We start from the raw sequence: 25659 nt of genomic DNA on the forward strand, positions 1-25659 counted from the left end.
AAATGTAACGGTTAATAACAGCAAAATTCACTTTAGGTTGTCAGAACAAAATTTGCAAAAAAAAATGAGCGCACATTTTGTATGGGCACCCATTTAACTTTTTTATTTATGATGATTTCTAGTATCCAGCATTTGATATAGCAAAACACCAGTTGCAACACTTGCATTGAGAGATTGCACATGGCCAACCATTGGCAAAGTAATCATTTGATCCATTTGTTCTTTCAGTAAACGTGAAATGCCTTTACCCTCATTTCCGATTACAAGAACAGTTTTACCATTGCTATCCCACTGACGATAGTCTGTTCCGTCCATATCTGTGCCAAAAAGCCAGTAACCACGTTTTTTCAACATTTGACTAGTTTGTACAAGGTTATTAACGCGGGCAACTGGGACGTAATCAATCGCACCAGTTGAGGTCTTAGCCACAACAGACGTCAAACCCGTTGCGTGTCTTTTCGGGATAATGATTGCATCGACCCCAGTTGCATCAGCTGTTCTCAAAATCGAGCCCAGGTTGTGTGGATCTTCAATTGAATCAAGCATTAACAAAAATGGTTGTTTCTCCTCCTGATCAAATTGATCGAGTAAATCATCCAAATCTGCATATTCGAAACTAGCAACAGTCAGAACAAGTCCCTGATGATTGCCGCCTTGAACTAGGCGATCAAGCTTATTTTTAGGAACAGTTTGAACAACAATTCCTTTTTCCCTTGCTAAACCGAATACTTCATCTGCAAAGCTTTCCTGTACACCTTGTTGCAAAAAAACCTTATTGATTCTGCCAGCATCCTGCGTTTTTAAAAAATCAATTCCAGCATGTCTACCGAAAACAAAATCACTATCACTTGAAGTCATATTCATCAATGCCACCATTCTCCACTGTTTCAATGCACCAAGAAGTTAGTTCTTGAAGCCGCTCTTTTTTACCAAGTAATTCCAGATAGCCCCAAACTGCTTCAAATCCTGTCGACAATTGGTATGTGGCTAAACTAGTATTCTTGGCCTTGCTATAAGTTTTAGAATTACGACCGCGACGAAAAGTTGCTAGTTCATCCTCACTCAATAAGCCATCTTCCTGCATCTTAGTAATCAAAGCCGCTTGAGCCTTGGCTGACACATAATGTGTTGCTCTTAGCTGCAAGGCTTGTGGCTTAACAATGCCACATTTAACTAAATGCCGCCGAATATCAACTTCATAAACAGCATCCCCTAAATAGGCTAACGTCTGCCCATTTAGTGTATCGGGATTAATTTCGTTTTCGTCCAACTTTTTACTATTACTCACGAATCCACCTTGTTCCTTGAGGAGTATCTTCAATGATTACTCCCATTTCTTTTAATTGATCACGCAACTGATCACTTTTAGCCCAGTCTTTGTTCTTCCTCGCTTCATCACGCTGCTCAATCAAAGCAACAATTTCATCATCACCTTGTGTCTCATTTTGCTTAATCAACTCGGCGGTATCAATACCAAAGATACCCAACCATTCTGTTAATAAAGCTTGCGCTTTTGTTAATGCTTCTTTATCGACACTTTCAGCCGCAATATTGGCATTTAACACTGGTAATAAATCATAAATTGCTGTTAACGCATTTTGAACGTTAAAATCATCATCCATTGCGGTAACAAAATCTGTTTCCGTTTTAGCCAAAATTTCACGTAAATTAGCGTCTTCAACATTAGAAGTGCCGTCTTTTAAACGATAATTCAAGTTGATCAACATGTTCTTAAAACGCTGCAAAATAGTCTGTGCTTGTTTGAGGTTTTCTTCTGAATAGTTGATTTGACGTCGATACTGAACACTGGCCATGAAGAAGCGAAGAACCTGTGGATCAACTTCCTTTATAATTTCATGGACCGTTACAAAATTATGTAACGACTTCGACATTTTTTCTTGATCAGCACCTACAGTCACAAAACCGTTATGCATCCAATAATGAACAAATTTTTTACCTGTAGCGGCTTCACTCTGAGCAATTTCATTTTCATGATGTGGAAATTCAAGATCTTGCCCACCACCATGAATGTCAATTGTATCGCCCAAGTATTTGGTTGACATGACTGAACATTCGATATGCCAGCCTGGCCGTCCCTTGCCCCAAGGAGACTCCCAGGCAATTTCATCAGGCTGTTTTTGCTTTTTCCAAAGGGCAAAATCAATTGGATCTTCCTTACGATTCTGTTCTTCCTCGTTAACGTGTTCCGAAGCGCCCTCTTCTAATTCAGCAATGTTCTTACTACTTAATTCACCATAGTGCGCAAATTTCTTTGCTCGATAATAAACATCACCGGCAGATTCATAAGCATAACCTTTTTCAATTAGCTTTTCAATAAAACTGATAATTGCAGCAATTTCACTAGTTGCACGAGGATTCTTAGTTGCGGGCTCGATATTTAAAGCGGCCGTATCCTCTTCATAAGCTTCAATGTAGCGATCCGCTAATTCGGGCACAGTAATGCCTTCGGCACGTGCTTCATTAATCATTTTATCGTCAACGTCAGTAAAGTTAGACACATAATTAACTTTATACCCGCGGTATTCAAAATAGCGTCTAATGGTGTCAAAAGCGATTGCACTTCGTGCATTACCGATGTGAATGTAATTGTAAACCGTTGGGCCACAGACATACATCGTAATCTGCCCAGGGTTAATTGGTTGAAATTCTTCTTTAGTTTTCGTCAGAGTATTATATATTTTCACGACGGCTAACTTGCCTTTCTAAAACTTTATCTCCATTCTAACAGAAACAATAGTAGTTTCTAGCTTTAAAAAAAACAATTTATCGGAAAACAGCAAAACAAAAGAGCACCTATCAATCAAAAATAGGTGCTCTTTTGTTGCATTAAATTATAAGCCGTTTTCGCTCATTTGTTTCAAGGTTAAGTCAAGGTGCTCATGAACTTTTTCTTTCCCCAAAAGTTCCATTGCTTCGCCAATTCCAGGGCCAACCATTGATCTAGTAGTTGCGATTCTGATTGGCATGAATAGGCGTCTACCCTTAATGCCAGTTTCCTGACGGGTTGCCTGAACTGCCTTCATAATTTGTGGTGACGTAAACCGAGGAATTAAATCAATTTGCTTCTTGAATTCTTCAATAACAGGTCTTGCTTCATCCTTGCGGATTTCGTCAATTTCTTCATCGCTCAAATCTTTTGGTGCATCAAAGAAAATCTTAGCTAAATCAACAATTTGCTTAGTATATGACATTTGCACAGAGTAAATGTTAACTAATTGACGTACCCATTCCATCTTTTCAGGGTTTGGATCTTTTTCAACTAAACCAGCTTCTTGTAAATTGTTAAGTGCTAAGTCTAGTAAAGTATCACGATCTGCCTTCTTGATGTATTGGTTGTTGATCCACTCTAGCTTTCTTCTGTCAAAAGCTGCAGGTGAATTTGATAAACGAGCAGGATCAAATTGCTTAATCAATTCGCGTTGAGTAAAGATTTCGTTTTCACCAACAGGTGACCAGCCAAGAAGTGTAATGAAGTTAAACATTGCATCTGGTAGGTACCCTAAATCACGATATTGCTCAATAAACTGCAATACTGACTTGTCTTCTTCACGCTTAGATAACTTCTTACCAGTTTCCGCATTGATAATTAAAGTCATGTGACCAAACTTAGGTGGCTCCCAACCTAATGCTTCATAAACAGCTAGCTGCTTAGGAGTGTTAGAGACGTGATCATCCCCACGTAAAACGTGAGTTATTTCCATTAAATGATCGTCGACAACAACTGCGAAGTTGTAAGTTGGCATACCATCACGTTTTTGGATAACAAAATCGCCACCAATTGTGTCAGACTCAAAGCTTAAGTGCCCCTTAACGATATCTTCCCAAGAATATGTTTCCATTTCAGGAATGTGAATTCGCACAACTGGCTTTAAGCCCTTTGCCTTTGCCTCTTCTTGCTTTTGCGCAATTTCATCGGCAGTCAGGCCTTCATACTCGTAAGTATAGTGTGGCGCAATTCCCATTGCTCGTTGCTCTTCACGTTGTTCTTCAAGTTCTTCTTCTGTTTTGTATGAATAGTAAGCTTTACCTTCATCTAACAGTTGTTGAATGTACTTATTATAGATATCTTTACGTTCAGATTGACGATATGGGCCAAAATCGCCGCCCTTGTCAGGACCTTCATCCCAGTCAATACCTAACCAACGTAAGTTCTCCATTTGTGATTTAGAACCACCTTCGACATTACGTTTTTGGTCAGTATCTTCAATTCTTAAAACAAAAGTACCTTTATTATGACGCGCAAACAAGTAGTTGAATAGTGCAGTTCGCGCATTACCTATATGTAAGTGCCCTGTTGGACTTGGGGCATATCTTACCCGAATTTTTTGTTTTGCCAAAATTCATGCCTCTTTCAAAAAGTAAATATAAACATTTTTAGTTTACCCGTAATAACGGAAAAGTTCAATCTTTCCTTAAGCCAAAACCAATTTTAACGCTTGGGGGATGCTTGAAACAGGAATTACTTCTATTCCCATATTTTGCAAGCTTGAGCGCATATTATGCTTAGGAATAAAAATTCGCTTAAACCCTGTTTTAGCTGCTTCCTTAATCCGCGCATCAATCTGGTTAACTCGTCTAACTTCACCAGTTAAACCAACCTCACCCACGAAACAATCAGTTGGTAAAATTTCTTGGTTCTTATAACTTGAAGCAATCGCCATCACTACCGCCAAATCAACCGCAGGTTCATTCAAGCGAATACCACCGGTAGCAGTTAGATAAACATCTTGATTTTGTAGCATCAAGTTGCCACGCTTTTCTAAAACTGCTAACAATAATCCTGCTCGGTTGAAATCAATACCGGCAGTAGTTCTTTTGGCATAGCCAAATGCAGTCGGTGTAACTAATGCTTGAATTTCCGCTAAAATTGGCCTTGTTCCTTCAAGCGAGACGACAATCGCAGATCCCGTTGAGTTAGGTAATCGCTCATCAAGAAAAATTGCAGATGGATTAGTGACTTCCTGCAACCCTTTGTTGACCATTTCAAACATACCGATTTCGTTAGCAGCACCAAACCGATTTTTTACGGAATGCAAAATTCGGTATGCATGGTGTTCATCACCTTCAAAATAAAGAACTGTATCCACCATGTGCTCCAAAATCTTAGGCCCAGCAATTGCACCTTCCTTGGTAACATGACCGATCACGAAAACCGTAATTGCATCCATCTTAGCAATTTTCATTAATTCGCTGGTTACTTCACGAACCTGTGATGCGGAACCCGTCATTGAATCAAGACTAGGTTCATTCATTGTTTGAATTGAGTCAATTACGACAAAATCAGGCTTAATTGTGTCAATCTGCTGGCGAATGTCTTCCATGTCTGTTTCTGGATAAAGCAACATATCATTCGCAGCGAGTCCTAGACGATCTGCGCGCAACTTGATTTGATTAGCCGATTCTTCTCCCGAAACGTATAGGACTTTGAACTTTTGGGATAGCTCACTCATGATTTGTAACATTAAAGTAGACTTACCAATTCCAGGGTCTCCACCAATTAACACAAGCGAGCCAGGAACTATTCCACCACCAAGAACACGGTTAAGTTCACCCATGCTTGTCTGGATTCGTTCCTCTTTTTCAGCCTTTACGGCTTCAATTTTAACTGGTTCATTAATTCCAGTTTTCTTAATTAGCCTACTTGGACTACCTTTTGCAGAATGCGCTTGGACAGTTTCGGTTTCTTTTTCGAACTGATTCCAGGCGCCGCAATTAGGACATCTTCCCAAGTAACTAGCCGAAATATAGCCACAAGAGTGACACTTATATTTCGTTTTAATTTTGGCCATTTACTCCTCCTTGTTAGTTGAGCCAAAGCCATTAGCGCGTTGACGGCTGACTGGCTCATCATCATCTGTTCTCAAATAATGAATAAAAATTCCTTGAGCAATTCGCTCACCCTTTTTAATCTTTATTGGTCGAACACCATAATTAAGTACCTGAACAAAAATCTCACCCTCATTAGCATCATTATTATAGTAGTCTGCATCAATAACACCAATCCCATTGGGTAAGCTCAAGTTTCTTTTAAAAGTATTTGACGACCGGTTAGCCAAAATTAGCACTTCATCTTCTGGCATATAGACCTTGACCCCAGTAGGAATTAAAAATGGCTTAATTATTTTATCTGCCATTTCATAATCAGGTTCATAGAGTTGATGCCCATTTCTAATCAAGCGAAAAATACGGACAAAGTTTAACCGCCAAATGCTTGGAATCACCATGTCTTGAGCCGCTTCAATGTCATATCCTGCGCTAGCAGTTGTCTGTCGTCTCGGTAGCGTAATATCTTTATCCTGGTATTTAGATACGATTTCAAAGCCGCGTGTTCTGTCCATTTTTTCTCCTTTGGCTGGTAAAGACTTTTTGTTTCAGTTAAAGTATCATAAACATTATAACTTGTAAGTAGGAAAAATTTGTAGCGCTAATTTATATTATTGGCTAAAAGAAATATGTTCCTCTAGTTTTACATTGCAAAACTAGTTCTATAATTAAATTCGTAAAAAAGCAGTCCATTTTTTAGCAGGAGAAAAAGTAATGTTTACCTTCTATGATCCACACCAATTTTTTAAAGAATACGATGATAACGAGCAATTAATCTACCACTGGTCAATGGACAAAATTGAGCGAACTGACGGAAAAGTTTGGGTAATTAACCACATGTTTATTGCCCCAAACCAAAACAAAGAAGCAGTTCTGGACAAAAATATGGCCTTAGTAATGGAATTTGCCAAGAATACCAAATTACCAATTTGGCCTCTTGATCCGCTAGTAATTGACTATTTCCAGCAACACCCTGAGTTTCATAAAATTTGGTATCATCGTCCCGCTCAAGCAACTAATTAGTATAATTGCTTCTTTTTGTTTTTCAAAATTTAACACTCAGCAGCAATTAATTAACAATTTATTCATAAAATCATTTAGCCTATAATAGACTAGTTAATCTAGATGGGATAAAATGGTAGTTATTAACTTAAGGAGGATAACATTAATGACAAAAGAAATTACAAATGATGCTATTGCCAATTATACTGATGATCTAGCAAAGCACCCTGGTATTAACATTGCTAGCCATGCTGCTCAACAAAACGGCATTTTCAAGGCTAGTCAAAATTTACAATCTCAAATTGACCTTACCCCAACATTTTCAGTTGAAATTGATACTGGTAAGCCAGCTGATCAAAAGCAATCAGGTCGCTGCTGGATGTTCTCAGCATTGAACACCATGCGTCACCCATTGCAAAAGGAATACAAGGTTAAGGATTTTGAATTATCGCAAAATTACACTAACTTCTGGGACAAGTTTGAAAAATCAAACTGGTTCTTCGAAAATGTAATTGCTTCAGCAGATAAGCCACTTGGTGACCGTAAGGTAAGCTTCTTATTCGCAACACCACAACAAGATGGTGGTCAATGGGATATGCTTTGCGGCTTAATTGAAAAGTATGGTATCGTACCAAAATCTGTTTACCCAGAAACTGCTAATGCAACTAATTCAAGTGCTTTAAACGACACTTTAAACACTTTACTACGTAAGGACGGTTTGGAATTACGTGAATTAGTCAACAGTGGTAAATCAGAAGATGAAGTACAACAACGTAAGAACGAATTCTTAAATGATGTTTTCCGCGTTTTGGCTGTTTCTCTTGGCGTTCCACCAAAGAAATTTGATTTCGAATACAAAGATGATGACGGTAATTACCACCGTGATGCAGATCTTACTCCTAAGGCATTCTTTGACAAGTACGTTGGCATGAACTTAGAAGATCACGTTTCAATTATCAACTCACCTACTGATGACAAGCCTTACCACAAAGTATTTTCAGTTGAATACCTTGGTAACGTTGTTGGCGGTCGTCAAGTTCGTCACCTTAACTTAGAAATTGACGAAATGAAAGACTTAATCATTAAGCAACTTGAATCAGGAGAAGTTGTTTGGTTTGGTTCTAACGTCAGCAAAGATTCTGAAAGACAACTTGGTCTTCTTGATACCAATATTTACAAGCGCGATGAATTATTTGACGTTGATTTATCAATGTCAAAAGCTGAAAAGCTTGATTCAGGTGAAAGCATGATGGACCACGCTATGGTTATTACTGGTGTTGATCTAGTAAACGGCAAACCAACTAAGTGGAAGATCGAAAACTCATGGGGTGATAAGCCTGGCTTTAAGGGTTACTTCATTATGAGTGATGCTTGGTTTGATTCATTTGTTTACCAAGCAGTTATTAACAAGAAATTCCTGTCGGATGACGTGAAGAAAGAATTCGACGAAGGTGCTAAGGACCCAATCGAGTTACTTCCATGGGATCCAATGGGAGCTCTTGCTTTTAAATAAAAACAAAGTTTAAAAACGAAAAACGCTACTTTTAAAAAGTAGCGTTTTTTTTGTATTTTCAATTAATTCAAAAGATGTGGCAACTTCTTAAGCCAATCCAACTTCAGCAATAAGTCTCATAAAGGCTGCTTTACCGGCAGCAGTTTGCTTAAACACTCCTGCATCTTCAAGAACGCGCTCAAAAACTAACCCTAATTCCTCTTGCAAAACCTGATTAACATTTTCAGCGGTTATGTTGTGTTTTTCTTTTATCGCAGACGCCCACTCTAAGTGGATTTTGGAAATTTGATTTGGCTGCTTAAGCAAAAACTTTTTAACTTCTGTCATTTCACCTACTAATCGTGGTGGCAGAATTGCCAAACCCATAACTTCAATCAAGCCAATATTCTCCCTTTTAATGTGCTGAACATCGGGATGAGGGTGAAAAATACCATCTGGATATTCTTCTGAAGTCTGGTTATCTCGTAAAACTAGGTCAAGTTCATATTCATTATCATGCATGCGCGCAATCGGTGTAATGGTATGATGCTGCGTATTGTTTGAAAAAGCACGAACACTTACTTGCTCATCACTATAATTTTGCCATTTAGCTAGAATTTTCCCCGCAAGCTCAACCAAAAGCACACTATTCGAACTACGTAAACGAATAACCGACATCGGCCATTTAACAATTCCTGCTTCCACATCAGGAAAACCTGCAAAGCGAAACTTATGAATCAGTGGTGCCTTCTCCATCGGAAACTGATGGCGCCCACCTTGATAATGCTCATGGGTTAAAATCGAACCACCAACAATTGGTAAATCCGCATTACTTCCAACAAAATAGCCAGGAAATTTATCAACAATTGTCAGTAAATTAGAAAACGTCTGAACATCTATTTTCATTTTCTCATGCTTGGAAGATAAAAAAATGCAATGCTCATTAAAATAAGCATAAGGTGAATATTGAAAGCCCCATTCTTCTTGACCTAAACTAAAGCGGACGATGCGATGATTGCTACGAGCAGGATAATTTAGACGTCCTTGATAGCCCTCATTCTCCATGCATAATTGGCACTTCGGATAATCGCTTGTGACTGCATCTTTCGCGACAGCTATTTCTTTGGGGTCTTTTTCCGGTTTCGACAAATTAATCGTTATTTCTAAATCGCCATAATTACTTTTGGCAATGAAATAAATATTTTTTGCAATTGCCCTAGTTTTTATATAGTCACTGGTTTTACTCATATGATAAAAACTACTAATTGCTGCTGTTGGAGAGGTTTCATAGGATTGCCAAAAGCGTTGATTAACGATACTAGGTGCCGGCAAAATTAAGCTCATAAGTTCTGCTCCCAAAATATCTTGGGCAGAGTTATTCCGAGCACATTTACCATTTTGTTGGGCAAGTGCAACTAATTCTTTTTTTAAATCTAATAAGTTGGTACTTTCAGATTCTGCCGTCATTGCGGCATCGCCAACCAATGCTAAGACCTGATTGTATAAATAGATACGATCAAGTTCAGTAAAATCACTTTCAGCAATCACTTGAGTAACAAACTTATCAACTAAATTGGTTTTATTCATCTCAATAATCCCGTCATTCTATAATCTTTGTACCATCAGCGGTTGCTGCCAAGTAAAATGACGGTTGATACCCAACCACTTGTTCATATGCGGCTGCGACCTTTTCTTGAAAGTCTTCCACATGCTTCTTAGCGACCAAAGCTATTGCACAACCACCAAAACCAGCGCCAGTCATCCTGGCACCTAAAACACCTGGCTGTTGCCACGCAGTATGTACTAAAGTATCAAGTTCTTTGCCAGTAACTTCATAATCATTTTCAAGCGAAACATGAGAAGCATTCATTAAACGACCAAATTCATTCAAATCGCCTTTTCCAAGAGCTGTTTTTGCATTCAAGGTACGTTCATTTTCCCAAACAGCGTGTCGGCAACGCTTCAGCAATTTTTCATCAGTAAAAAGATAACTATATTCATCAAAAGTTAAACTATTTAATTCACCTAGCGAGTTAATTGCAAGTTTTTCTTGTAATATTTTTAGACCCTTCTCGCATTCACTCCTACGCTCATTATATTTGGAATCAGCCAAGGTGCGCTTCTTATTCGTATTCATAATTACGATTACATTGTCTTTTAAATCAAGCGGCACATATTCATATTTTATCTTTTCCGTATCCAGTAAAATCGCATAGTTTTGCTTGCTCATTGCAACCGCAAACTGATCCATTATTCCTGAATTTACGCCAATAAAATCATTTTCCGTTTTTACGCCCATTTTTACTAATTCGAGTTGATCTATAGTTAACTTAAATTGATCTTGCACAATCACTCCAATCAGCATTTCCAAAGCCGCCGAAGAAGATAATCCTGCTCCATCAGGAATATTGCCATTTATATAGATATTTAAGCCATGCGTGATTTTTGCCCCACTTTTTAGTAAAAAGAGGGGCATTCCCTTAGCGTAATTTGCCCAGGAATCTTCCGCAACAAAACTAAGCTCCTTTAAATCTGCTTCAATTATGCCTTGTTTTTCAAAATTAGCCGAATAAAAGCAGAATTTTTGATCCGTACGTGGACTTGCAGCACCATAGATGCCCAAAGAAATGGCACAAGGAAAAACGTGACCACCATTATAATCAGTGTGCTCGCCAATTAAATTAATCCGACCAGGTGAAAAATAACATCCAGTTGGCTTCTCATGATAAACTTTTGAAAATGCTTGTTTTAATGCTTCAACTTTCATTTTTCTTCCTTTTAATAAAGCGCTATCAATAATTCTAACAAGTTAATTATACTGCTTTTAAGTTGGACGGCAATCTTTCCATCAGGGTTCTTTAATAGCAAAAAAATACGATTCTGCTATAACGCAAAATCGTATTTTTAATTCATTTACCAAATATGTAATAACTTATCATGACGCAATTTACTCAAATTAAATTGGTGCACATGCTCAGATTCACTTTCCGGATATTCTTCAACAAAATCAGCCAAGTTAACGAGGCCAGTTGAATAAGTCCAGGTTCCCTTATTCTTTTTAATCGGATCAAGCATTTCATTTCTAATGGGAACAGCAGAAATTAAAAAGTGCTTGTGATGAAACTTAAACACAAAATATGGCAAGCGGAAATCATTAATAATTTCATCTCTTGTTTTACCAATGGTAATCACATTTCGATATGTGCCATATTTCTTTGTAAATTGATCATTAAATGAAAAATAAAAATTAGAGATGTGAACATGAGGAAAGTCTTCCTCAGCGACCTGATCAGGAACTGCAACCACATGAGAGAAGTGATCTAAATTACTCTCTTTTTGTGATAAGGCCTTAGGCATCTGCGTCGGACTAATAACGTGTGCCCACTCAGGGACATGTAAATTATCCTGATAGGTCAAATACATCTCTTTAACTACTTCTGGCTTAACCCAATCATATTGCCTGCGAACCTCGTTGCGATTAAGCAACCCCCGCAAGTTCTTATGATGCATTAAGTCAACGACAAACAACTCATAGCGATAGCACTCAACCCACTTTTTATAGTGCTCGATGCTTTCTTGAACAATGTGGGTACTATCGACAATTACGGTTTCGCCACGCTTCATCTTCTCTTCTACGAGGTAATCCACCATTTTTTCCGTTTGCTCATTTGCATATCGCGGAATTACTTGATGTAAGCAATCGGAATCTTCTTCATAATAGTAAGTCAAATTCGCCAATAATAACCTTATTTGATCACGGCTAATCGCATAAGGCTGTAAGTGATGACGAGCAATAAATGAAGATTTACCGGAGCCGGGTGCGCCTCGTAATAAAAATATTTTACGCATACCAATTCTCCAAACTAAGAATGTAAAAAAATCTATTTAGTATCGTATTAGATTTTAACATATATCAAGGAGAATACTTACACTTAACTGAAAAGCGCTGAAAATTTAATGTAATATTTCTTTCTTAATGATATTTAATTGATCATCCAAAGTATAAATAATTGGCTCCGCATTGGGAACTTCAAGCTTAACAATGTCATAATCGTCAATTTCTTCAAGTTTTTTTATTAAAGCACGCAAACTTGAGCCATGGGCTACAACCAATTGGTCCTCCCCTAGCTGCAGTCTACTCGCAATTTGATCATAATAATAAGGCATTAAACGTTTTTGAGTCTGATAAAGACTTTCAGCCCTCGGTAAGCGTTGCCGATCACACGATGCGTAACAAGCGGCAGTGACTTCATCACCTTCTGGTGGAACTGCATAAAAACCACGCCGCCATTCAGTGATTTGTTCATCCCCAAAAATCTCGCGTGATTGATCCTTATTTATGCCACGTAATTTCCCGTAGTGCCGTTCATTCAACCGCCAAGTCTTGGTAATTGGTAAGTAGAGCCAATCGCAAACTTCTGCGATGATATTAGCAGTAACAATTGCCCGCAATAAAACTGACGTATGCAAGTGGGTTGGATTAAAATTAGGAATTTGCTTAATTAATTGACCAGCATTTTCAGCCTGTTTGCGGCCTTTTTCAGTTAGTTCAACATCATTCCAACCGGTATAAACATTAGCATAGTTGGCTGTGCTTTCCCCATGCCTCAACAACACTAATTTGACCATTTTTATCCCATCCAGTGTCTAATTAGTAAATAAATTCCAAAAATAGTGAATATGATGCCCAAAACCATAAAGGGACCAAAACCACCCTTTTTCGATTTATATCTTCTGTTAAAGGCATAAGCCATGTCATATAAGCCAACAATTAAAACAATAACCGCTGTAAACAGATTAACTTCTAATGACATATTATTCAGCCCCTCTCTTGTCCTGATCTGATGCAATCATCTGATCATTTTTACCACGTTCGCACTCAACCTGAAAATTGGTATGATTGATGCCCAACACAGCTAGTTTTTGACTTATTTCATCTGTCAATTCTTCAAACCGTCCCGCTGTTAGATCTCGATCTACGTTAACATGTGCGTCGAGCATAATGTAACGATCACTGTAACGCCAAACATGCACATGATGAATATTTTTTATTTCTGGAAATGATAAAACGATGCGATTAACTTCGTCAAGATCGATATCTGGATTAGATTCCATCAAAACGTTAGCTGCCTTTTTCGTTAAACTACATGCTTCATGAAATACAAACACGGAAACAAGAAGTGTCATCAAAGGATCAAGCCAGGTAATCTTCCAAAAGTAAATAAAAATTGCCCCAATAACGACAGCTACACTCGAAAGTGCATCACTCATCATATGGATAAAGGTTGAACGGACATTAAGGTTCTTTTCGCCATCCTCGTGCATTGCAAGCATTGAAATAATATTAGCAACTAACCCAATGATTGAGACAATTAACATAACGCCACCGCTAATCTGCGTTGGCTGCCAGAAGCGTTCGATTGCTTCCACGAATAGAACAATACTAATTAAAATTAATACCACGCCATTTGTAAAAGCTGCTAAGGTCTCAGCGCGCTCATAGCCAAAAGTCTTTTGCTTATTACTACGTCGATTACTGATTAGATGGGCGACAAAAGAAATAACTATTGCGCCAACATCGCTCAAATTATGCACAGCGTCTGAAAGCAGTGATAAAGATCCAGAAACGAATCCACCAATAAATTCCGCAACTGTAATAATTACGTTCAGTGCCGTTACGTAGGCATAGCGCTTAGTTGTTTGATCCTTCATTAATTTACCTCATTATCTTAACTTAATAAAAAGTCCTACCTTTACAGTAGGACTCTACATATCTTCTGCATTAACATTATAATCCACAATTTCAAAGCGACCGTTATCGTGGAGTATCCCCCGTGTAACGCTACCGTTATTAGGAAAAACAATGTCATGTAAGCCATCACTCTGATTCCAGTATTTGATGGCCAGCGTTTTGATAAAATCACCATGCGAAACAATTAGCACACGTTGTTCATTTCTGGTCAATTCACCCAGAACGGATACAGCTCGCTCCATCCGCTCATCAAGTTCACGTTTATTTTCCGCCAAATGACGTGGATCAGCCTTTTTTGTTGCTTCACGGAACTCATAAATGCCAACTTGATTGATGATTTTAGTAACATCATCTTCAGGTCCAATTCCGGCTGCTTCACTGACTTGCTCCCAAGTCGTAGCGATATCATCGCCTTCAAATGAACCAAAAAAGACTTCACGAAATTCCGGAAGTTTTTTGATTTTGCCAATTTCAGAAACTTGATTGGCATCTTTCATTAAGTGTACTGTGTCAATTGCTCTTTTTAAATCAGAAGAATACATGTTATCAAAGTGAACCTGACTAAGCGCCTGCGCGGTTGACTTAAGATCATCAATTCCTTTGATTGTCAGAGGGGAGTCACACCATCCCTGTACTTTATCCAACTGGTTAAACATTGTTTCGCCATGACGTACTAGATAAACTTCTGTTGCCATTTTGTATTCTCCCTTCATTCAAATAGTGTTGGTAAACTATAACATATATGCTTTATAAAAGAAATAGCCCGCCTGTAAAAATGCTAATACAGCAATAAAAATGCGCACATATTTAGCAGGAACAACACGCAAAATATCCATACCAAAGTAGCCACCAATAAACATGCCAATTGCAAGTGGGATTGCCTGTATCCAATAGATATGCGAAGTGAAAGCAAAAACTATTAAGGCAACTAAGTTTGCCAACCCGCAAATTACGTTTTTGATTGCATTGACTACAATGAATTTTTCATCTGTTACATAGGTTAACAAAACTATCACAATCACGCCAGCCGCAGCACCAAAATAGCCCGTATAAACACCCATAAATAAAAGAGCTGCAATAGAAAGCAGTTCTTGCCATAGTGGTCTTTTGTGCGGTTCCAAACTATGATGCTTAGCCGATACAATTACCATGATTCCTGATCCGGCAATAAAAAACGGCACAACTTTTTCAAAAACAGCTGAGGGAAAAGCTAGTAATAGGTGGCACCCCACTAGTGACCCGATAACTGTAAAGGTTCCGTAAAAAACAACCTGTTTCCAGTGTCCTTTTAGTTCCTTGAGTGACGAAATAGTCGATCCTATTCCAGTCCAAATCAAAGCAGCATCATTTGTCACATTAGCATATACCGGTGGAATTCCCACTGCAAGTAGTACCGGATATGACGCTAAGGATGCCATTGATGCAACTGAGGACAGTAATCCACCTGCTATTCCCCCGATTAGTAGGAAAACAAGTGTTAAAATTGATGGCATAAAACTTCACTTCCTTTTTAGCATTAATATCTATTATAATGCAGTTAAGAGTAAATTAAGAGGGTAATTTCAAGTGACTAAATATCAAACATTAATTTTTGTTCCTGAAGGTAGTTTATTAAATGAAAAAACAGCTGAACAAGTCGCACTTAGACAAACTTTAAAAGAACTCGGACATGATTTTGGACCTGCTGAACGCCTAAAATATTCTAGCTTACAAGGACAAGTTAAAATGATGGGGTTCAGCGAGCGCATTGCACTAACCCTGCAAAATTTTTGTGCCGACGATTTGGCTGAGGCCGAAAAAATTTTCAAAACAAAATTAGGAGGGCAGCGACAACTAGTCAAAGATGCTATTCCATTTCTTGACCAAATAACAAACCAAGTTAAGCTAATTCTCCTTGCCAAAGAAGAACGTGAACTAATCTCAGCTCGCCTATCTGATAGCGAACTACTTAACTATTTTTCTGCTTCCTATTTTAAAGAAGATTTTGCTGATCCTTTGCCAAATAAAAATGTCCTGTTCCAAATTATAAAAGAGCAAGAATTAGATCCAGATAATTGCCTAGTTATCGGCACAGATTTAGTTGAAGAAATTCAAGGAGCGGAAAACGCTGGCTTGCAATCATTATGGATTGCACCGAAAAAGGTTAAAATGCCAATTAGTCCTCGACCTACTCTGCATTTAACTAAACTCAGTGACTTGCTTTTTTATCTTGAATTAAACTAGTTTATAATAAAAGAAATAGATTGGAGGTCTTTTAAAATGTGTAAAGTTGCAGTAGTTTTTGCTGACGGATGTGAAGAAGTTGAAGGTCTTAGCACGGTTGATGTTTTGCGCCGCTTGGGTGTTCAAACGGACATGGTTGGTCTGAACAAGAAGGATATCAATGGTGACCATCAAATCAAATTGACCTGTGACAAAGTGGTTGATGACAGTTTGCTAGATTATGATCTCGTCGCTTTTCCCGGTGGAAAAACCGGTGCGGAGAACCTTCGTGATAGTTCCAAATTGGCTGAATTAATGAATAAACGCCATAATGAGGGAAAATGGGACGCTGCAATGTGTGCTGCTCCAATCGCATTAGCGCGTTATGGCGTTTTAAATGATGCAGATTATACCTGCTATCCTGGCTTTGATGAGCAAACAAAAGCGGATGCACCTAGTGGTCATTTTAAGGAAACAATCACAGTAACCGATAATGAACACAAAATCATCACTAGTCGTGGTCCAGCCACTGCTTGGGCCTTTGCCTATGCAATTGCAGATGCTCTAGGTATTGATACTAAACCACTAAAAGAAGGTATGCTATATAACTTCTTGGCTGACAATATTAAGGACAGCTTATAAAAAACACCAAACTAAAAAGAAACATCACTATGATGTTTCTTTTTTAGTTGCTTATATTTGCTTGTCTTATTCTAGACTCGCTTCGATAATCAACGATAAGGGTTAAACCCAACATCAGCAAGGAACTAATTACTAAGGTCAACACACCGTGCTCAAAATTAATCGAAAGATTGTTCATATAATAAGAAATTGAGCCTGTATTTATCCTTAATGAACTAAGATAAGTAGTTGGCAGCCATTGCGCAATTCGGCGGAAGGGTGTTAGAAACATTGTTGCCAAAATAAGAGAAGCAATAGTTACACTTGAAACTAAAATCGTTGTTAATAATTTATGACATACTTTTGCCACCAAGTTAATAAAAATTACTAATGTTAAAATGTTTAAAATTTGAAGAGCAACTGTTGTTGGTACTAATTTAACTGCCGGAGCAGTAGTTACTGTTGCTTTATATCCCCATGATTGGTGAACTATCAGCGGATACCTTAGGCTAGCCTGGCCAAAAAATAGAATAGAACTAGCAAAAAATGAAAAAGCAATTATCAAATACGTAGAGCAGATGACCAGCAGCCCTACACCCAAGTTAGATATTATTTTTCCCATTCGACCAACTGGTAAAATCTGTGTAAGATCTTCGCCATTCTGATATGAACTGGTATAAAACTTAGCCAAAATAAAAATAATTAGTAAGAGGAAAAGTGTGAGCCAATACTTATTATTCAGAGCTAGAAATAGTTGAATGCCAGCCAGAGCATTATCCTTTCGCCTTGGGATTTTCGCTTCATGCAGTGCTTTTAAAAATTTATTTGCCCGATTTAACCAACTTCTTTTTGCTGGGGTTTGATAACTAATTTCTAGTTTACTGCCATGATGTTTCTTAGACTTAGGCACTTTAGTCCATTGCTTAGCACTATTTTCATTTGCGATTAAGTCTTTACGCTTGCTATACTGCATATCTTTATGCGGTCTCTTCTTATCAATTAGAAGCTCCCCTTCTTTGCCTTCAGGATGTTCGCTATCCAAAACGACGACACTTCTAGCAGTTACTACACTATTATTTTGATTTTCAATAAAACTACCATTTTTTAGGATATTTAAGTCCAAATCTAGAAAAATAAATAGTGCAATTAGTAGGGTACAAAAAATAATAGGTTTTAGATTCTGTTTAACAATTTTTTTCAATTGAAATAAAAAATAAGCATGCACGCTATCACCTCACTTATCTTTAGACCCGTTAAACTAATTTTAGGAACATAGCATTAAATTAACAAAAAGTTTTTTACTAGATCATACAATATGCAGTTTTAGCAATATACCTAAATATCAATCTATTTTCTGTAACATTGTATCATTTAATTAATTAGTTAAGTTAATTTATTCAAGAAAATGAAAAACAAAAGAACTATCTTTTTAATAGTGGAAAGATAGTTCTTTTTAAATTTACAGCAAAGCCTAACTTATATATTTGCACTTACAATAAATGAAACACCATTTTTATAATAGCCATTATAATAAGAAGTTGCTAAACCAATTCCAATAGCGCGCAGCTTGGGCTTCTTCAAATGTTCCCAGTGAGCGTAATTTGCAGATGCATCATTATATACTAATGCGTCAAACTTTTTTTATTTTCTTGAAAACTACTAATGATTGCCGTTAAAGTTATCATAAGTACTGTGCCAATAAGCAAAACTACCAAACCTGTTTGAAAATTAATCTGTCCGTTTTGATACTGCAAGCCCAATTTACCATTAACAACATCTACTGCATTAAGATAGGTCATTGGTAGCCATGCACTAATTCGTTTTAAAGAATCCGCCACCATTGTCGCAAGGTTAATACCAAGAACCACTAGTAGTGCAACAAGCAAAGTCGGCATTTTATCACGGAAAATACAAGCCAATAATCTGGTCAAAGCAACTATAAAAAATATGTACATAATTTGCAAAATAATGATTGGTAAGATCAAATCACCTGTTGGAACACATTTTATGACAGTTTTTCCCTTAACAAACTGCTGAATAATTGTCGGAAAAGCCAAATTACCCGTACCAGAAAAAACTGATGCAAAAATAAATAGCAATAAGTTAGCAACGGAGAAACTACCAGCAATCAACAAAAAGCCAGCAAAATTTTCACTTGTAGCCCGTTGCCAATTGCTGAGTGGTAACAACTTAGCTGTCGCCAATTTTTGACGATAAGAATCTGTTAAAAGTAGGCTGAGCAAAAAGAGTGCTACTATGGCAAAAAGATATGGCAAGTACATTTCATTGACTTGCATCCAAATTTGCCAACCAGTAACTGGCATTTCCTGCGTTTCATACTTTAGTGGGTTATTCTTTAAATAGCCGTAAAGAGCCATTTCCTTCTCTGCACCCACCATATTTTGTTCGTCTGCGGCTATAAATCTCTTACTTTTTTGCCATAATATCTCGTACGCTTTTTTCCAATTCTCAGCTTTGACTGCTTTTATTATGTTCCTATCTTGTTTCTCGCTTCTCTTGTTTTCAGCTAAAGAAAATTTAGCCTGCTCAACTTTTTTACTATCTTTTGGGAAAGTTAACAGTGTCTTTTTTGCTTTAACAATCTCTTTTTCAGAGTATTCAATACTAGTCTTTGCCATTTGCTCGAGTCTAAAATCAGATTCAGTTCGCTTGTTCATTACCACAACGACTGCTAAAGCACCAACAACTAATAGAAGTGAAATGGGAGTTAGGATATTTTTAAAGACCTTTTTTAATTGAAAAGCTAAATACGTACTCATTCATTTACCTCTTTGACTTTTTCTTAGTTTGAATATAATCGACCAAAATCAGTAATACGATTAGAAAACAGGAACTAATAATCAATGTAAGCATTCCGTTTCCAAAATTAACCTGTACATTCTCTAACTCATATGCCAAAGTACCAGAAACTGTCTTAAGTGGATTTAGATAAGTGCTTGGAAGCCATTGAGCAATCGCGTTTAACGGCTGTATCACTATCGTTATTAAGGAGCCACCAATTAACAATAAAATTGTTAGCAGCAATGACGGCAATTGATTACGGAAAATTTTAGCAATAAGTTGCGTAAAAATTGCAATAAATAGAATTGCAAAAATTTGTAAAATCAATGCGTTGGGTACAATTTGACTTACTGGAACAATTCCCAAGGCAAACTTTCCGTTTACTACCTGATGGATAATGTATGGATAAGCAATATTACCTGTACCAAAAAACAAGGATGCACAGGCAAAAACTAATAAACTCATTCCTAACAAAATTACAATTCCACATATCCAGCCAATACTTGCGTTAGTTAAAATACTCTGGATTCTACCTATTGGCAAAACCATCGTAATGTCTTTTCCATTGCGATATGAACCAGTATATAGATAGGTCAAAATAAAAATCATGACTAAAGTTAACAAAATCGGCCAATATGTTTCATTTAGATTTAGCAAAATTTGAATACCTGAAACTGGCGTATCACTTTCATAAGGCATCGGATGCGCTTTTAAATATTTAAAGCGCAGCTCAATGCCATTCACAAAGTTCTTCGAATTACTTTCGGAATTATTTTTTTTCAACTCTTTTGTTGCCCTTATTTGTTCTTCATATACGGGCACCCAATGATTATTGTTGATATCCTCTAGCAATTTTTGTTTTTTGGCTAACGAAGTCTCGACTTCCTTCAAATCTTTCTTAGTTGATTGGTATCTGTGATCCGTAGGTTTAAGCTCGCTGAGTTTTCGCTTGCTTTCTGCAACAAAATTTTTCTGCAACATAATATTACCTTGTAGCTGGCCTTTAATGGAAGAATTGTTACTATTCAGATCTTTAGAATTTAAGTAAAGTACAGTAAGCGAAATGATGAGCAGTATGACTACAGAGATTACTGTTAACTTAGATTTAGTGATTTTTTTGCGTTGTAAAGAAAAATAAGTACCCATGTCTATACCTCATGCATCATTTGTTTTTCTAGAACAAGCCGATGAAGATTATTAACTTTAACTTCACTGCTATAATGCGAAGTTAAAATAATACACTTATTCCTATTTGTAATCTCATCATTTAGTCGCTGATATAATTTATTACGACTTTCTTCATCCAAGCCATTAGTTATTTCATCCATCAGATAGTAATCAGCATCACTTGTAAAGTACATTGCTACAATTAACTTTTGTTTCATCCCTAAGGAGTATTTCTTAATTGGAACCTTAGCAAACTCATTAACACCCAAAAAGGCCATCTCTCGATCAAGGTCTGCATTCGAGTGCCATAGCTTTTTAACAAAATTAAGATAATCCAAGCTGTTGAGGTTATCATTAAACCAATCATTACTTTCAAAGAAAAAGAAGTTTTGCTTTTTCTTCGCATATGGCTCTCCATCTAGCAAAATGGTTCCTGCCGAAATTGGAATTAAATTTGTGATTGCACGAAGAAAGCTTGTTTTTCCTGAACCATTTTCCGCAGCAATTTGATAAAATTCTCCTGGCTTAAACTGATAAGTAAAGTCATATAAAATTGGTTGGCGTGTTTTAATTGATAGATTGTTAATTGTTAGCATATGTGGTCTCCTTAAATACAAACAAAATTTCAAACTAATAATTTAAGTTTAACAAAACTACTCATAAAACCTGTTTGATTTAAACTTTTTTTAATGAATTAACTTCTCAGTCAAAAAATTGGTAAATAAAAAGATAGGACATAAAGTATCCTATCTTTTTACAACGTGCTCTCTCAATACCGGTTTAAATTGCAAGGTGGAATTATACAGCGAAAAATTAAAAATTATTTTGAGGCGAAGGAGGAGAGATTTTCCATAAATCAGCTCAAAACTAGTTCTTCATTCGAGGTAGCAATTTGAGTACATAAATTTTTGAAACATCATGATTATTCATGGCGGTATTGAAAGTTATAAGAAAAATGTATGTGTAGCAATCTACTAACAAAGCCGTTTGCGTTCAATTGCTACGTATAGTATATCAGCAAAATAAAAAGTATGCACGGATATATCTATAAAAGAATACACGTTTCTTTTTCTGTCGACTTATATTAGTACGCTCTTAAAATCTGTTAACTAAAAATCAATTCTCACTTTACCTATTAAGTCCCGTATTAACATAGCTAATATCTAGGATATAGTCCGATTAGCAGTGCTGGAATATCCTTATATTCAAGTTGACCCATCCATTTTTTCAATTCTTTAACGGAGGTTTTAGCAATTGCTCGCTCTTCTGGATCTTTTACTTGGTCTGCTAGTTTAGTTACTTTTTTGAGTTGCTTCTTAGCTGATTTCATTTGCATAATATCGCAATAATCCATCACCTTTAGCTCGGCCTTAATTAACTTTTTAAGGCTCTTTTTTTGAGCATTAACATTGTATAAGTCACTAACAATGTTAACCCAGCCTTTTGCTTGACCTGTCTGATCAACAATGTGAACCTGTACGCCATTTCTTAATGAACTAACCTGATCCACCTTAAAGAGGACCTGATCATTAACCAACTTCTCTACTTCTGCTTTGGGTAGGTGCGCTGCTTGATGTGCTTTTAGGGAAATAGTGGCATCATGATTTAATCTAAAAACATAACCTGCTTTAGCTAATCGGATTGACGCCTTTTCATCGGTCTTTGCCTCTTGTTTACTTTCCTCGCTGGTTGATGCGTCAACAACTGATGTTGCGATTGTACCAGTTGCAACTGAAAACAGTGCGATGGCTGCAGAAATTGTAAGTAGCTTTACGCCCTTCTTCATTGGTTAATTATCCTCACTAGTTCTAAAAATATCATTTACTATTGTAACATTGAGAATTCTAATAATTAACCTTTTTCTGTTATGTAACAAGGAAGAAATTAGTTTCTTTTGCCAAGTACTAGAGACAATCTACTGATTATTTAGCTCAGCCTGCTTCAATGCAACACGTTCTGAAATCTTGATAAATGGAATATAGAACAAGGTGCAGACCACTAAAATAACGATTTGAACTAGCACTACTTTCCAGTCCCCACCACTGGCCAACAAACCGCTTAAAATTGGTGGTGTTGTCCAAGGAACTAAGTATGCCAAAGGTTTTACAAAACCAATTGCAGTTGCAAAGTAGCCGATTAAAGAACCAATAACAGGGCTCAAAACAAATGGAATAATCATTGGAATGTTAAAGACAATTGGGAAACCAAAGATAATTGGCTCATTGATTTCAAAAATTCCTGGGATAACTGCCAATTTAACTACATCCTTATATGGTTTATAGTGTGAAACTAGCAAAACGGCAATAATTAGGGCGATTGTTAAACCTGTTCCACCCATTTGTGAATAAACAGTTACAAAGTCTGTGTTAATAATGTGTGTAGCTTGTTTGCCCGCTTGAACAGCAGCCATATTTTCATTCATATTAACCAAGTTCAACGGATCAAGTAAGGAGCCATTAATTACAGTTTGGTGAATTCCTAATGTATATAAAAAATTACCGGTTGAGTAGATTAGCAGGAAGCCTGGCAGTGACGTATTAACTGAACGCAATGGCTCTTGAATTAACCGTGAAATAAGTGTTACCAGGTCAGCATTGAAGTATGCCAATACTGCTGCAAATACACCAAATAATCCCAGCGTTAATAAGGATGGTAGTAAAACAGAAAAACTTTGACCTACGGCAGGTGGAACTTGATCCCCCAAGTTAATCTTTAAAGCTTTAACTTTTGAAAGTCGTAAGTATATTTCAGTTGCCAATAAACCGATAATAATGCCTGCAAACATCCCCGTTGTACCAACTTGAGAATATAACACCGCTCCTGTAACTTCTACTGCCTTTTTAGCTCCATCTGGAGTCACACTAACGTGGATAGCCAACATGATAAAAACTGCGGAAAGAGCAATTGCCGCTGCTGAAATTGGACTATCGTAAGACTTATTTTTGGCCAAATAGTATGCAATCATTGGCGCAATTAGGATACTTGCAACATTTAGCGTTCCGTTGGTTAAAGATGTTCCAAATACTTGAAACTTTGCTAACATGTCGCCCTTGAGCACCCAAGTAAATAATACGTTGTTAAAAAATACTGCTACTCCAGCTAAGATAAACATCGGCATCAGTGTGGCAAAGGCATCCCGCAAAGAACGCAAATGAACTTGATTTCCAATTTTTACAGATATGTCCGTAAACTTATCCAAAAACCGTTGCAGTTTTGGATGAGCTTGTGTATTACTAACGTCATTCATATTTAACACCTCACATGTTTAAGATAAGTCTTGTCCGTTAGACTTAATTACTTTTTGGAGCCAATAATAGCTTTTCTTAGGTACACGCTTCATATCGCGCAAGTCATGATTCGTTCGGTTAACATACACCACGCCATAGCGTTTCTCCATATCACCTTGCGAACTCAAAATATCAATTAGTCCCCAACCAAGGTAGCCGATAACTTCCACTCCATCTTCTTCAATCGCTGCTTTCATTGCTTTAATATGATTGCGGTGATATTCAATTCGGTAGTCATCGTTAATAGGATGTTCTCCATCCCACTTCTCACGCACACCAATCCCATTTTCAATTGGAAATACAGGTAAGTGGTAGCGTAGATAGATCTTGTTTAAAACATCACGGAAACCTAAGGGATCAATTTGCCAACCCCACTCGGTCGTTTTGAGATAAGGATTGTCCTTTTTGCCATAATCCTGGTAGAGATTTGGTGCTGTGCCAGCAGGTATCTTACTTGCATCAATCGTACTGGAAGCATAGTAACTAAAACTCAGAAAATCACTCTTAAGGCGTGAAATTTCTGCCATTTCTTTGTCATTAACATCAAGTTCTAACTTATTCTGTTTAACAAAATTAATTACTGCATCCGAGTACTTACCGTAGCTAAACGCATCTAGTAAATCAAAGTTCAGGAATTCGTCTATTTGATGTGCCGCAAAGACATCAGCAGGATTTGCAGTTGCACCATAAACTTGGTTGTAAGCTAACATTCCACCAATTTTTGCATCTGTTTGATCATGTAAATAATTAGCAACCGCCGCATGACAGTACATAACATTATGAGCAATTTGATAAATATCGGTTAAAGTCTTATCACCTTTTAAATAACCAGCAATTTGAAATACACCCGAAGTGTGATACAAATTTTGTTCATTAAAAGTAATCCAGTACTTAACTCGATTTGCAAAGTGATCGATCACGATCTTGCTATAGCGAATAAAGTCTTCACACACTTTTTTACTAATAAAACCGTTGTAATCTTCTGCAAGGTGTAAAGGCATATCAAAATGATAAAGACATATCATTGGTTCAATATTACGTGCTAGTAGACCATCTACTAGCTTGTCATAATATTTAAGCCCTTCCTCATTAACTTCACCGTCGCCATCCTTGATGACGCGTGACCAAGAAATCTGGAACCGATACATATTCATTCCAAGATCTTTCATGTAATCAAAGTCTTCATCAAAGTGATGGTAATTATCATTTGCAAAGTGCCAGTCACTAATATGCGGGCCGGACTTACGAACATCATAAACAGATAAACTCTTACCGCCTTCGTTCCACCCACCTTCTGTTTGCATACTTGAACTGGAATTGCCCCAGAAAAATTTTGTCATTATCATAACTTCTTTCTATTTATTAAAAGCGCTTTCAAAAATAATCATATTTCATCTTGCTTTTTAAGTAAATGATTGGCAAGCTGTAAGTAAAGTAAATAGTTTACTTACAATTGGAGATGCATGATGATCACAAGACCTAAATACATA

25 protein-coding genes are annotated in these 25659 nt (G+C 37.1%); 4 read left to right on the plus strand and 21 right to left on the minus strand.

Annotation, left to right across the window (positions count from 1 at the left end; all coding sequences use genetic code 11):
- Positions 1-102 precede the first annotated feature (102 nt).
- From rlmB to DKL56_RS05730, 6 genes are all read right to left on the minus strand, one after another.
- A complete protein-coding gene (gene rlmB / locus DKL56_RS05705) occupies positions 103-858 on the minus strand; it encodes a 23S rRNA (guanosine(2251)-2'-O)-methyltransferase RlmB (RefSeq protein WP_109716047.1) in 756 nt (251 codons plus the stop codon).
- Positions 845-1288, minus strand: coding sequence for a Mini-ribonuclease 3 (locus tag DKL56_RS05710; RefSeq protein WP_109715720.1), 444 nt, complete (start codon positions 1286-1288; stop codon positions 845-847). The genes rlmB and DKL56_RS05710 overlap by 14 nt, the downstream gene beginning before the upstream one ends.
- Positions 1281-2705: a cysteine--tRNA ligase gene (cysS, locus tag DKL56_RS05715; RefSeq protein ID WP_109715721.1), complete on the minus strand. Its 1425-nt coding sequence runs from the start codon at positions 2703-2705 to the stop codon at positions 1281-1283. Before cysS ends, DKL56_RS05710 begins: the two co-directional genes overlap by 8 nt.
- A gap of 147 nt (positions 2706-2852) precedes the next feature.
- The gene (gene gltX, locus DKL56_RS05720; RefSeq protein ID WP_074426298.1) at positions 2853-4358 is read right to left on the minus strand and encodes a glutamate--tRNA ligase; all 1506 of its coding nucleotides are present in this window, start codon (positions 4356-4358) and stop codon (positions 2853-2855) included.
- Positions 4359-4433: 75 nt separating this feature from the next.
- Entirely contained in the window at positions 4434-5810 is a 1377-nt protein-coding gene (gene radA / locus DKL56_RS05725; RefSeq protein WP_046307452.1) for a DNA repair protein RadA, read from the minus strand.
- On the minus strand, positions 5811-6359 hold the full coding sequence (locus tag DKL56_RS05730) for a dCTP deaminase/dUTPase family protein (RefSeq protein ID WP_046307454.1): 549 nt from the start codon (positions 6357-6359) through the stop codon (positions 5811-5813).
- A 199-nt stretch (positions 6360-6558) separates the two neighbouring features.
- Between DKL56_RS05730 and DKL56_RS05735 the strand changes: the two genes are divergently transcribed.
- Positions 6559-6867, plus strand: coding sequence for a hypothetical protein (locus DKL56_RS05735; protein WP_109715722.1), 309 nt, complete (start codon positions 6559-6561; stop codon positions 6865-6867).
- A 145-nt stretch (positions 6868-7012) separates the two neighbouring features.
- Positions 7013-8359 carry an aminopeptidase C gene (gene pepC / locus DKL56_RS05740; protein WP_046307458.1) on the plus strand — a complete coding sequence of 449 codons (1347 nt, stop codon included), beginning with the start codon at positions 7013-7015 and terminating at the stop codon, positions 8357-8359.
- Positions 8360-8446: 87 nt separating this feature from the next.
- Here pepC and galT read toward each other — a convergent pair whose 3' ends face one another.
- From galT to DKL56_RS05780, 8 genes are all read right to left on the minus strand, one after another.
- Positions 8447-9925: a UDP-glucose--hexose-1-phosphate uridylyltransferase gene (gene galT / locus DKL56_RS05745; protein WP_109715723.1), complete on the minus strand. Its 1479-nt coding sequence runs from the start codon at positions 9923-9925 to the stop codon at positions 8447-8449.
- A 13-nt stretch (positions 9926-9938) separates the two neighbouring features.
- The gene (locus tag DKL56_RS05750) at positions 9939-11105 is read right to left on the minus strand and encodes a galactokinase (protein ID WP_109715724.1); all 1167 of its coding nucleotides are present in this window, start codon (positions 11103-11105) and stop codon (positions 9939-9941) included.
- A 146-nt stretch (positions 11106-11251) separates the two neighbouring features.
- Positions 11252-12187 (minus strand): AAA family ATPase, encoded by a 936-nt coding sequence (locus DKL56_RS05755; protein WP_109715725.1) that lies wholly within the window; start codon positions 12185-12187, stop codon positions 11252-11254.
- A 105-nt stretch (positions 12188-12292) separates the two neighbouring features.
- Complete coding sequence (locus DKL56_RS05760) at positions 12293-12967, minus strand: 2,3-bisphosphoglycerate-dependent phosphoglycerate mutase (protein WP_109715726.1); 675 nt, start codon at positions 12965-12967, stop codon at positions 12293-12295.
- A gap of 2 nt (positions 12968-12969) precedes the next feature.
- Positions 12970-13152: a DUF308 domain-containing protein gene (locus tag DKL56_RS05765; protein WP_074426305.1), complete on the minus strand. Its 183-nt coding sequence runs from the start codon at positions 13150-13152 to the stop codon at positions 12970-12972.
- A gap of 1 nt (position 13153) precedes the next feature.
- On the minus strand, positions 13154-14050 hold the full coding sequence (locus DKL56_RS05770; RefSeq protein ID WP_109715727.1) for a cation diffusion facilitator family transporter: 897 nt from the start codon (positions 14048-14050) through the stop codon (positions 13154-13156).
- Positions 14051-14104: 54 nt separating this feature from the next.
- A complete protein-coding gene (locus tag DKL56_RS05775) occupies positions 14105-14785 on the minus strand; it encodes a histidine phosphatase family protein (RefSeq protein WP_109715728.1) in 681 nt (226 codons plus the stop codon).
- A gap of 36 nt (positions 14786-14821) precedes the next feature.
- On the minus strand, positions 14822-15583 hold the full coding sequence (locus DKL56_RS05780; protein WP_109715729.1) for a sulfite exporter TauE/SafE family protein: 762 nt from the start codon (positions 15581-15583) through the stop codon (positions 14822-14824).
- 73 nt (positions 15584-15656) lie between these two features.
- On the opposite strand from DKL56_RS05780, the gene DKL56_RS05785 reads away from it, so the two are divergent.
- Both DKL56_RS05785 and DKL56_RS05790 read left to right on the plus strand, forming a co-directional pair.
- Positions 15657-16313 (plus strand): HAD family hydrolase, encoded by a 657-nt coding sequence (locus DKL56_RS05785; RefSeq protein ID WP_109715730.1) that lies wholly within the window; start codon positions 15657-15659, stop codon positions 16311-16313.
- Positions 16314-16349: 36 nt separating this feature from the next.
- Entirely contained in the window at positions 16350-16934 is a 585-nt protein-coding gene (locus tag DKL56_RS05790) for a DJ-1 family glyoxalase III (RefSeq protein WP_109715731.1), read from the plus strand.
- A gap of 43 nt (positions 16935-16977) precedes the next feature.
- On the opposite strand, the gene DKL56_RS05795 is transcribed toward DKL56_RS05790, so the two are convergent.
- The 7 genes from DKL56_RS05795 to DKL56_RS05825 all read right to left on the minus strand — a co-directional run bounded on the left by DKL56_RS05795 (position 16978) and on the right by DKL56_RS05825 (position 25509).
- Positions 16978-18138, minus strand: a complete 1161-nt coding sequence (locus DKL56_RS05795) for a hypothetical protein (protein WP_109715732.1) — start codon at positions 18136-18138, stop codon at positions 16978-16980.
- A gap of 397 nt (positions 18139-18535) precedes the next feature.
- Positions 18536-19693, minus strand: coding sequence for a hypothetical protein (locus DKL56_RS05800; protein ID WP_109715733.1), 1158 nt, complete (start codon positions 19691-19693; stop codon positions 18536-18538).
- A 4-nt stretch (positions 19694-19697) separates the two neighbouring features.
- Entirely contained in the window at positions 19698-20861 is a 1164-nt protein-coding gene (locus DKL56_RS05805) for a hypothetical protein (RefSeq protein WP_109715734.1), read from the minus strand.
- A gap of 2 nt (positions 20862-20863) precedes the next feature.
- The gene (locus tag DKL56_RS05810) at positions 20864-21478 is read right to left on the minus strand and encodes an ABC transporter ATP-binding protein (protein ID WP_074426315.1); all 615 of its coding nucleotides are present in this window, start codon (positions 21476-21478) and stop codon (positions 20864-20866) included.
- 560 nt (positions 21479-22038) lie between these two features.
- A complete protein-coding gene (locus DKL56_RS05815) occupies positions 22039-22668 on the minus strand; it encodes a hypothetical protein (RefSeq protein ID WP_109715735.1) in 630 nt (209 codons plus the stop codon).
- Positions 22669-22797: 129 nt separating this feature from the next.
- Complete coding sequence (locus DKL56_RS05820; protein ID WP_046307477.1) at positions 22798-24129, minus strand: PTS sugar transporter subunit IIC; 1332 nt, start codon at positions 24127-24129, stop codon at positions 22798-22800.
- 18 nt (positions 24130-24147) lie between these two features.
- The gene (locus tag DKL56_RS05825; protein WP_109715736.1) at positions 24148-25509 is read right to left on the minus strand and encodes a glycoside hydrolase family 1 protein; all 1362 of its coding nucleotides are present in this window, start codon (positions 25507-25509) and stop codon (positions 24148-24150) included.
- Positions 25510-25659: the final 150 nt, after the last annotated feature.

Origin of the sequence: Lactobacillus apis (assembly GCF_003150935.1) — a bacterium.
Taxonomy (GTDB): Bacteria; Bacillota; Bacilli; order Lactobacillales; family Lactobacillaceae; genus Lactobacillus; species Lactobacillus apis.

Coding starts and splice junctions, on each gene's coding strand:
- DKL56_RS05810 (WP_074426315.1), bottom strand. CDS start 21,478: ATGCTAACAATTAACAATCTATCAATTAAAACACGCCAACCAATTTTA.
- DKL56_RS05790 (WP_109715731.1), top strand. CDS start 16,350: ATGTGTAAAGTTGCAGTAGTTTTTGCTGACGGATGTGAAGAAGTTGAA.
- rlmB (WP_109716047.1), bottom strand. CDS start 858: ATGACTTCAAGTGATAGTGATTTTGTTTTCGGTAGACATGCTGGAATT.
- DKL56_RS05735 (WP_109715722.1), top strand. CDS start 6,559: ATGTTTACCTTCTATGATCCACACCAATTTTTTAAAGAATACGATGAT.
- DKL56_RS05730 (WP_046307454.1), bottom strand. CDS start 6,359: ATGGACAGAACACGCGGCTTTGAAATCGTATCTAAATACCAGGATAAA.
- DKL56_RS05800 (WP_109715733.1), bottom strand. CDS start 19,693: ATGAGTACGTATTTAGCTTTTCAATTAAAAAAGGTCTTTAAAAATATC.
- DKL56_RS05765 (WP_074426305.1), bottom strand. CDS start 13,152: ATGTCATTAGAAGTTAATCTGTTTACAGCGGTTATTGTTTTAATTGTT.
- DKL56_RS05805 (WP_109715734.1), bottom strand. CDS start 20,861: ATGGGTACTTATTTTTCTTTACAACGCAAAAAAATCACTAAATCTAAG.
- DKL56_RS05755 (WP_109715725.1), bottom strand. CDS start 12,187: ATGCGTAAAATATTTTTATTACGAGGCGCACCCGGCTCCGGTAAATCT.
- radA (WP_046307452.1), bottom strand. CDS start 5,810: ATGGCCAAAATTAAAACGAAATATAAGTGTCACTCTTGTGGCTATATT.
- DKL56_RS05750 (WP_109715724.1), bottom strand. CDS start 11,105: ATGAAAGTTGAAGCATTAAAACAAGCATTTTCAAAAGTTTATCATGAG.
- pepC (WP_046307458.1), top strand. CDS start 7,013: ATGACAAAAGAAATTACAAATGATGCTATTGCCAATTATACTGATGAT.
- DKL56_RS05815 (WP_109715735.1), bottom strand. CDS start 22,668: ATGAAGAAGGGCGTAAAGCTACTTACAATTTCTGCAGCCATCGCACTG.
- galT (WP_109715723.1), bottom strand. CDS start 9,925: ATGAATAAAACCAATTTAGTTGATAAGTTTGTTACTCAAGTGATTGCT.
- DKL56_RS05825 (WP_109715736.1), bottom strand. CDS start 25,509: ATGACAAAATTTTTCTGGGGCAATTCCAGTTCAAGTATGCAAACAGAA.
- DKL56_RS05770 (WP_109715727.1), bottom strand. CDS start 14,050: ATGAAGGATCAAACAACTAAGCGCTATGCCTACGTAACGGCACTGAAC.
- DKL56_RS05780 (WP_109715729.1), bottom strand. CDS start 15,583: ATGCCATCAATTTTAACACTTGTTTTCCTACTAATCGGGGGAATAGCA.
- DKL56_RS05820 (WP_046307477.1), bottom strand. CDS start 24,129: ATGAATGACGTTAGTAATACACAAGCTCATCCAAAACTGCAACGGTTT.
- DKL56_RS05760 (WP_109715726.1), bottom strand. CDS start 12,967: ATGGTCAAATTAGTGTTGTTGAGGCATGGGGAAAGCACAGCCAACTAT.
- DKL56_RS05775 (WP_109715728.1), bottom strand. CDS start 14,785: ATGGCAACAGAAGTTTATCTAGTACGTCATGGCGAAACAATGTTTAAC.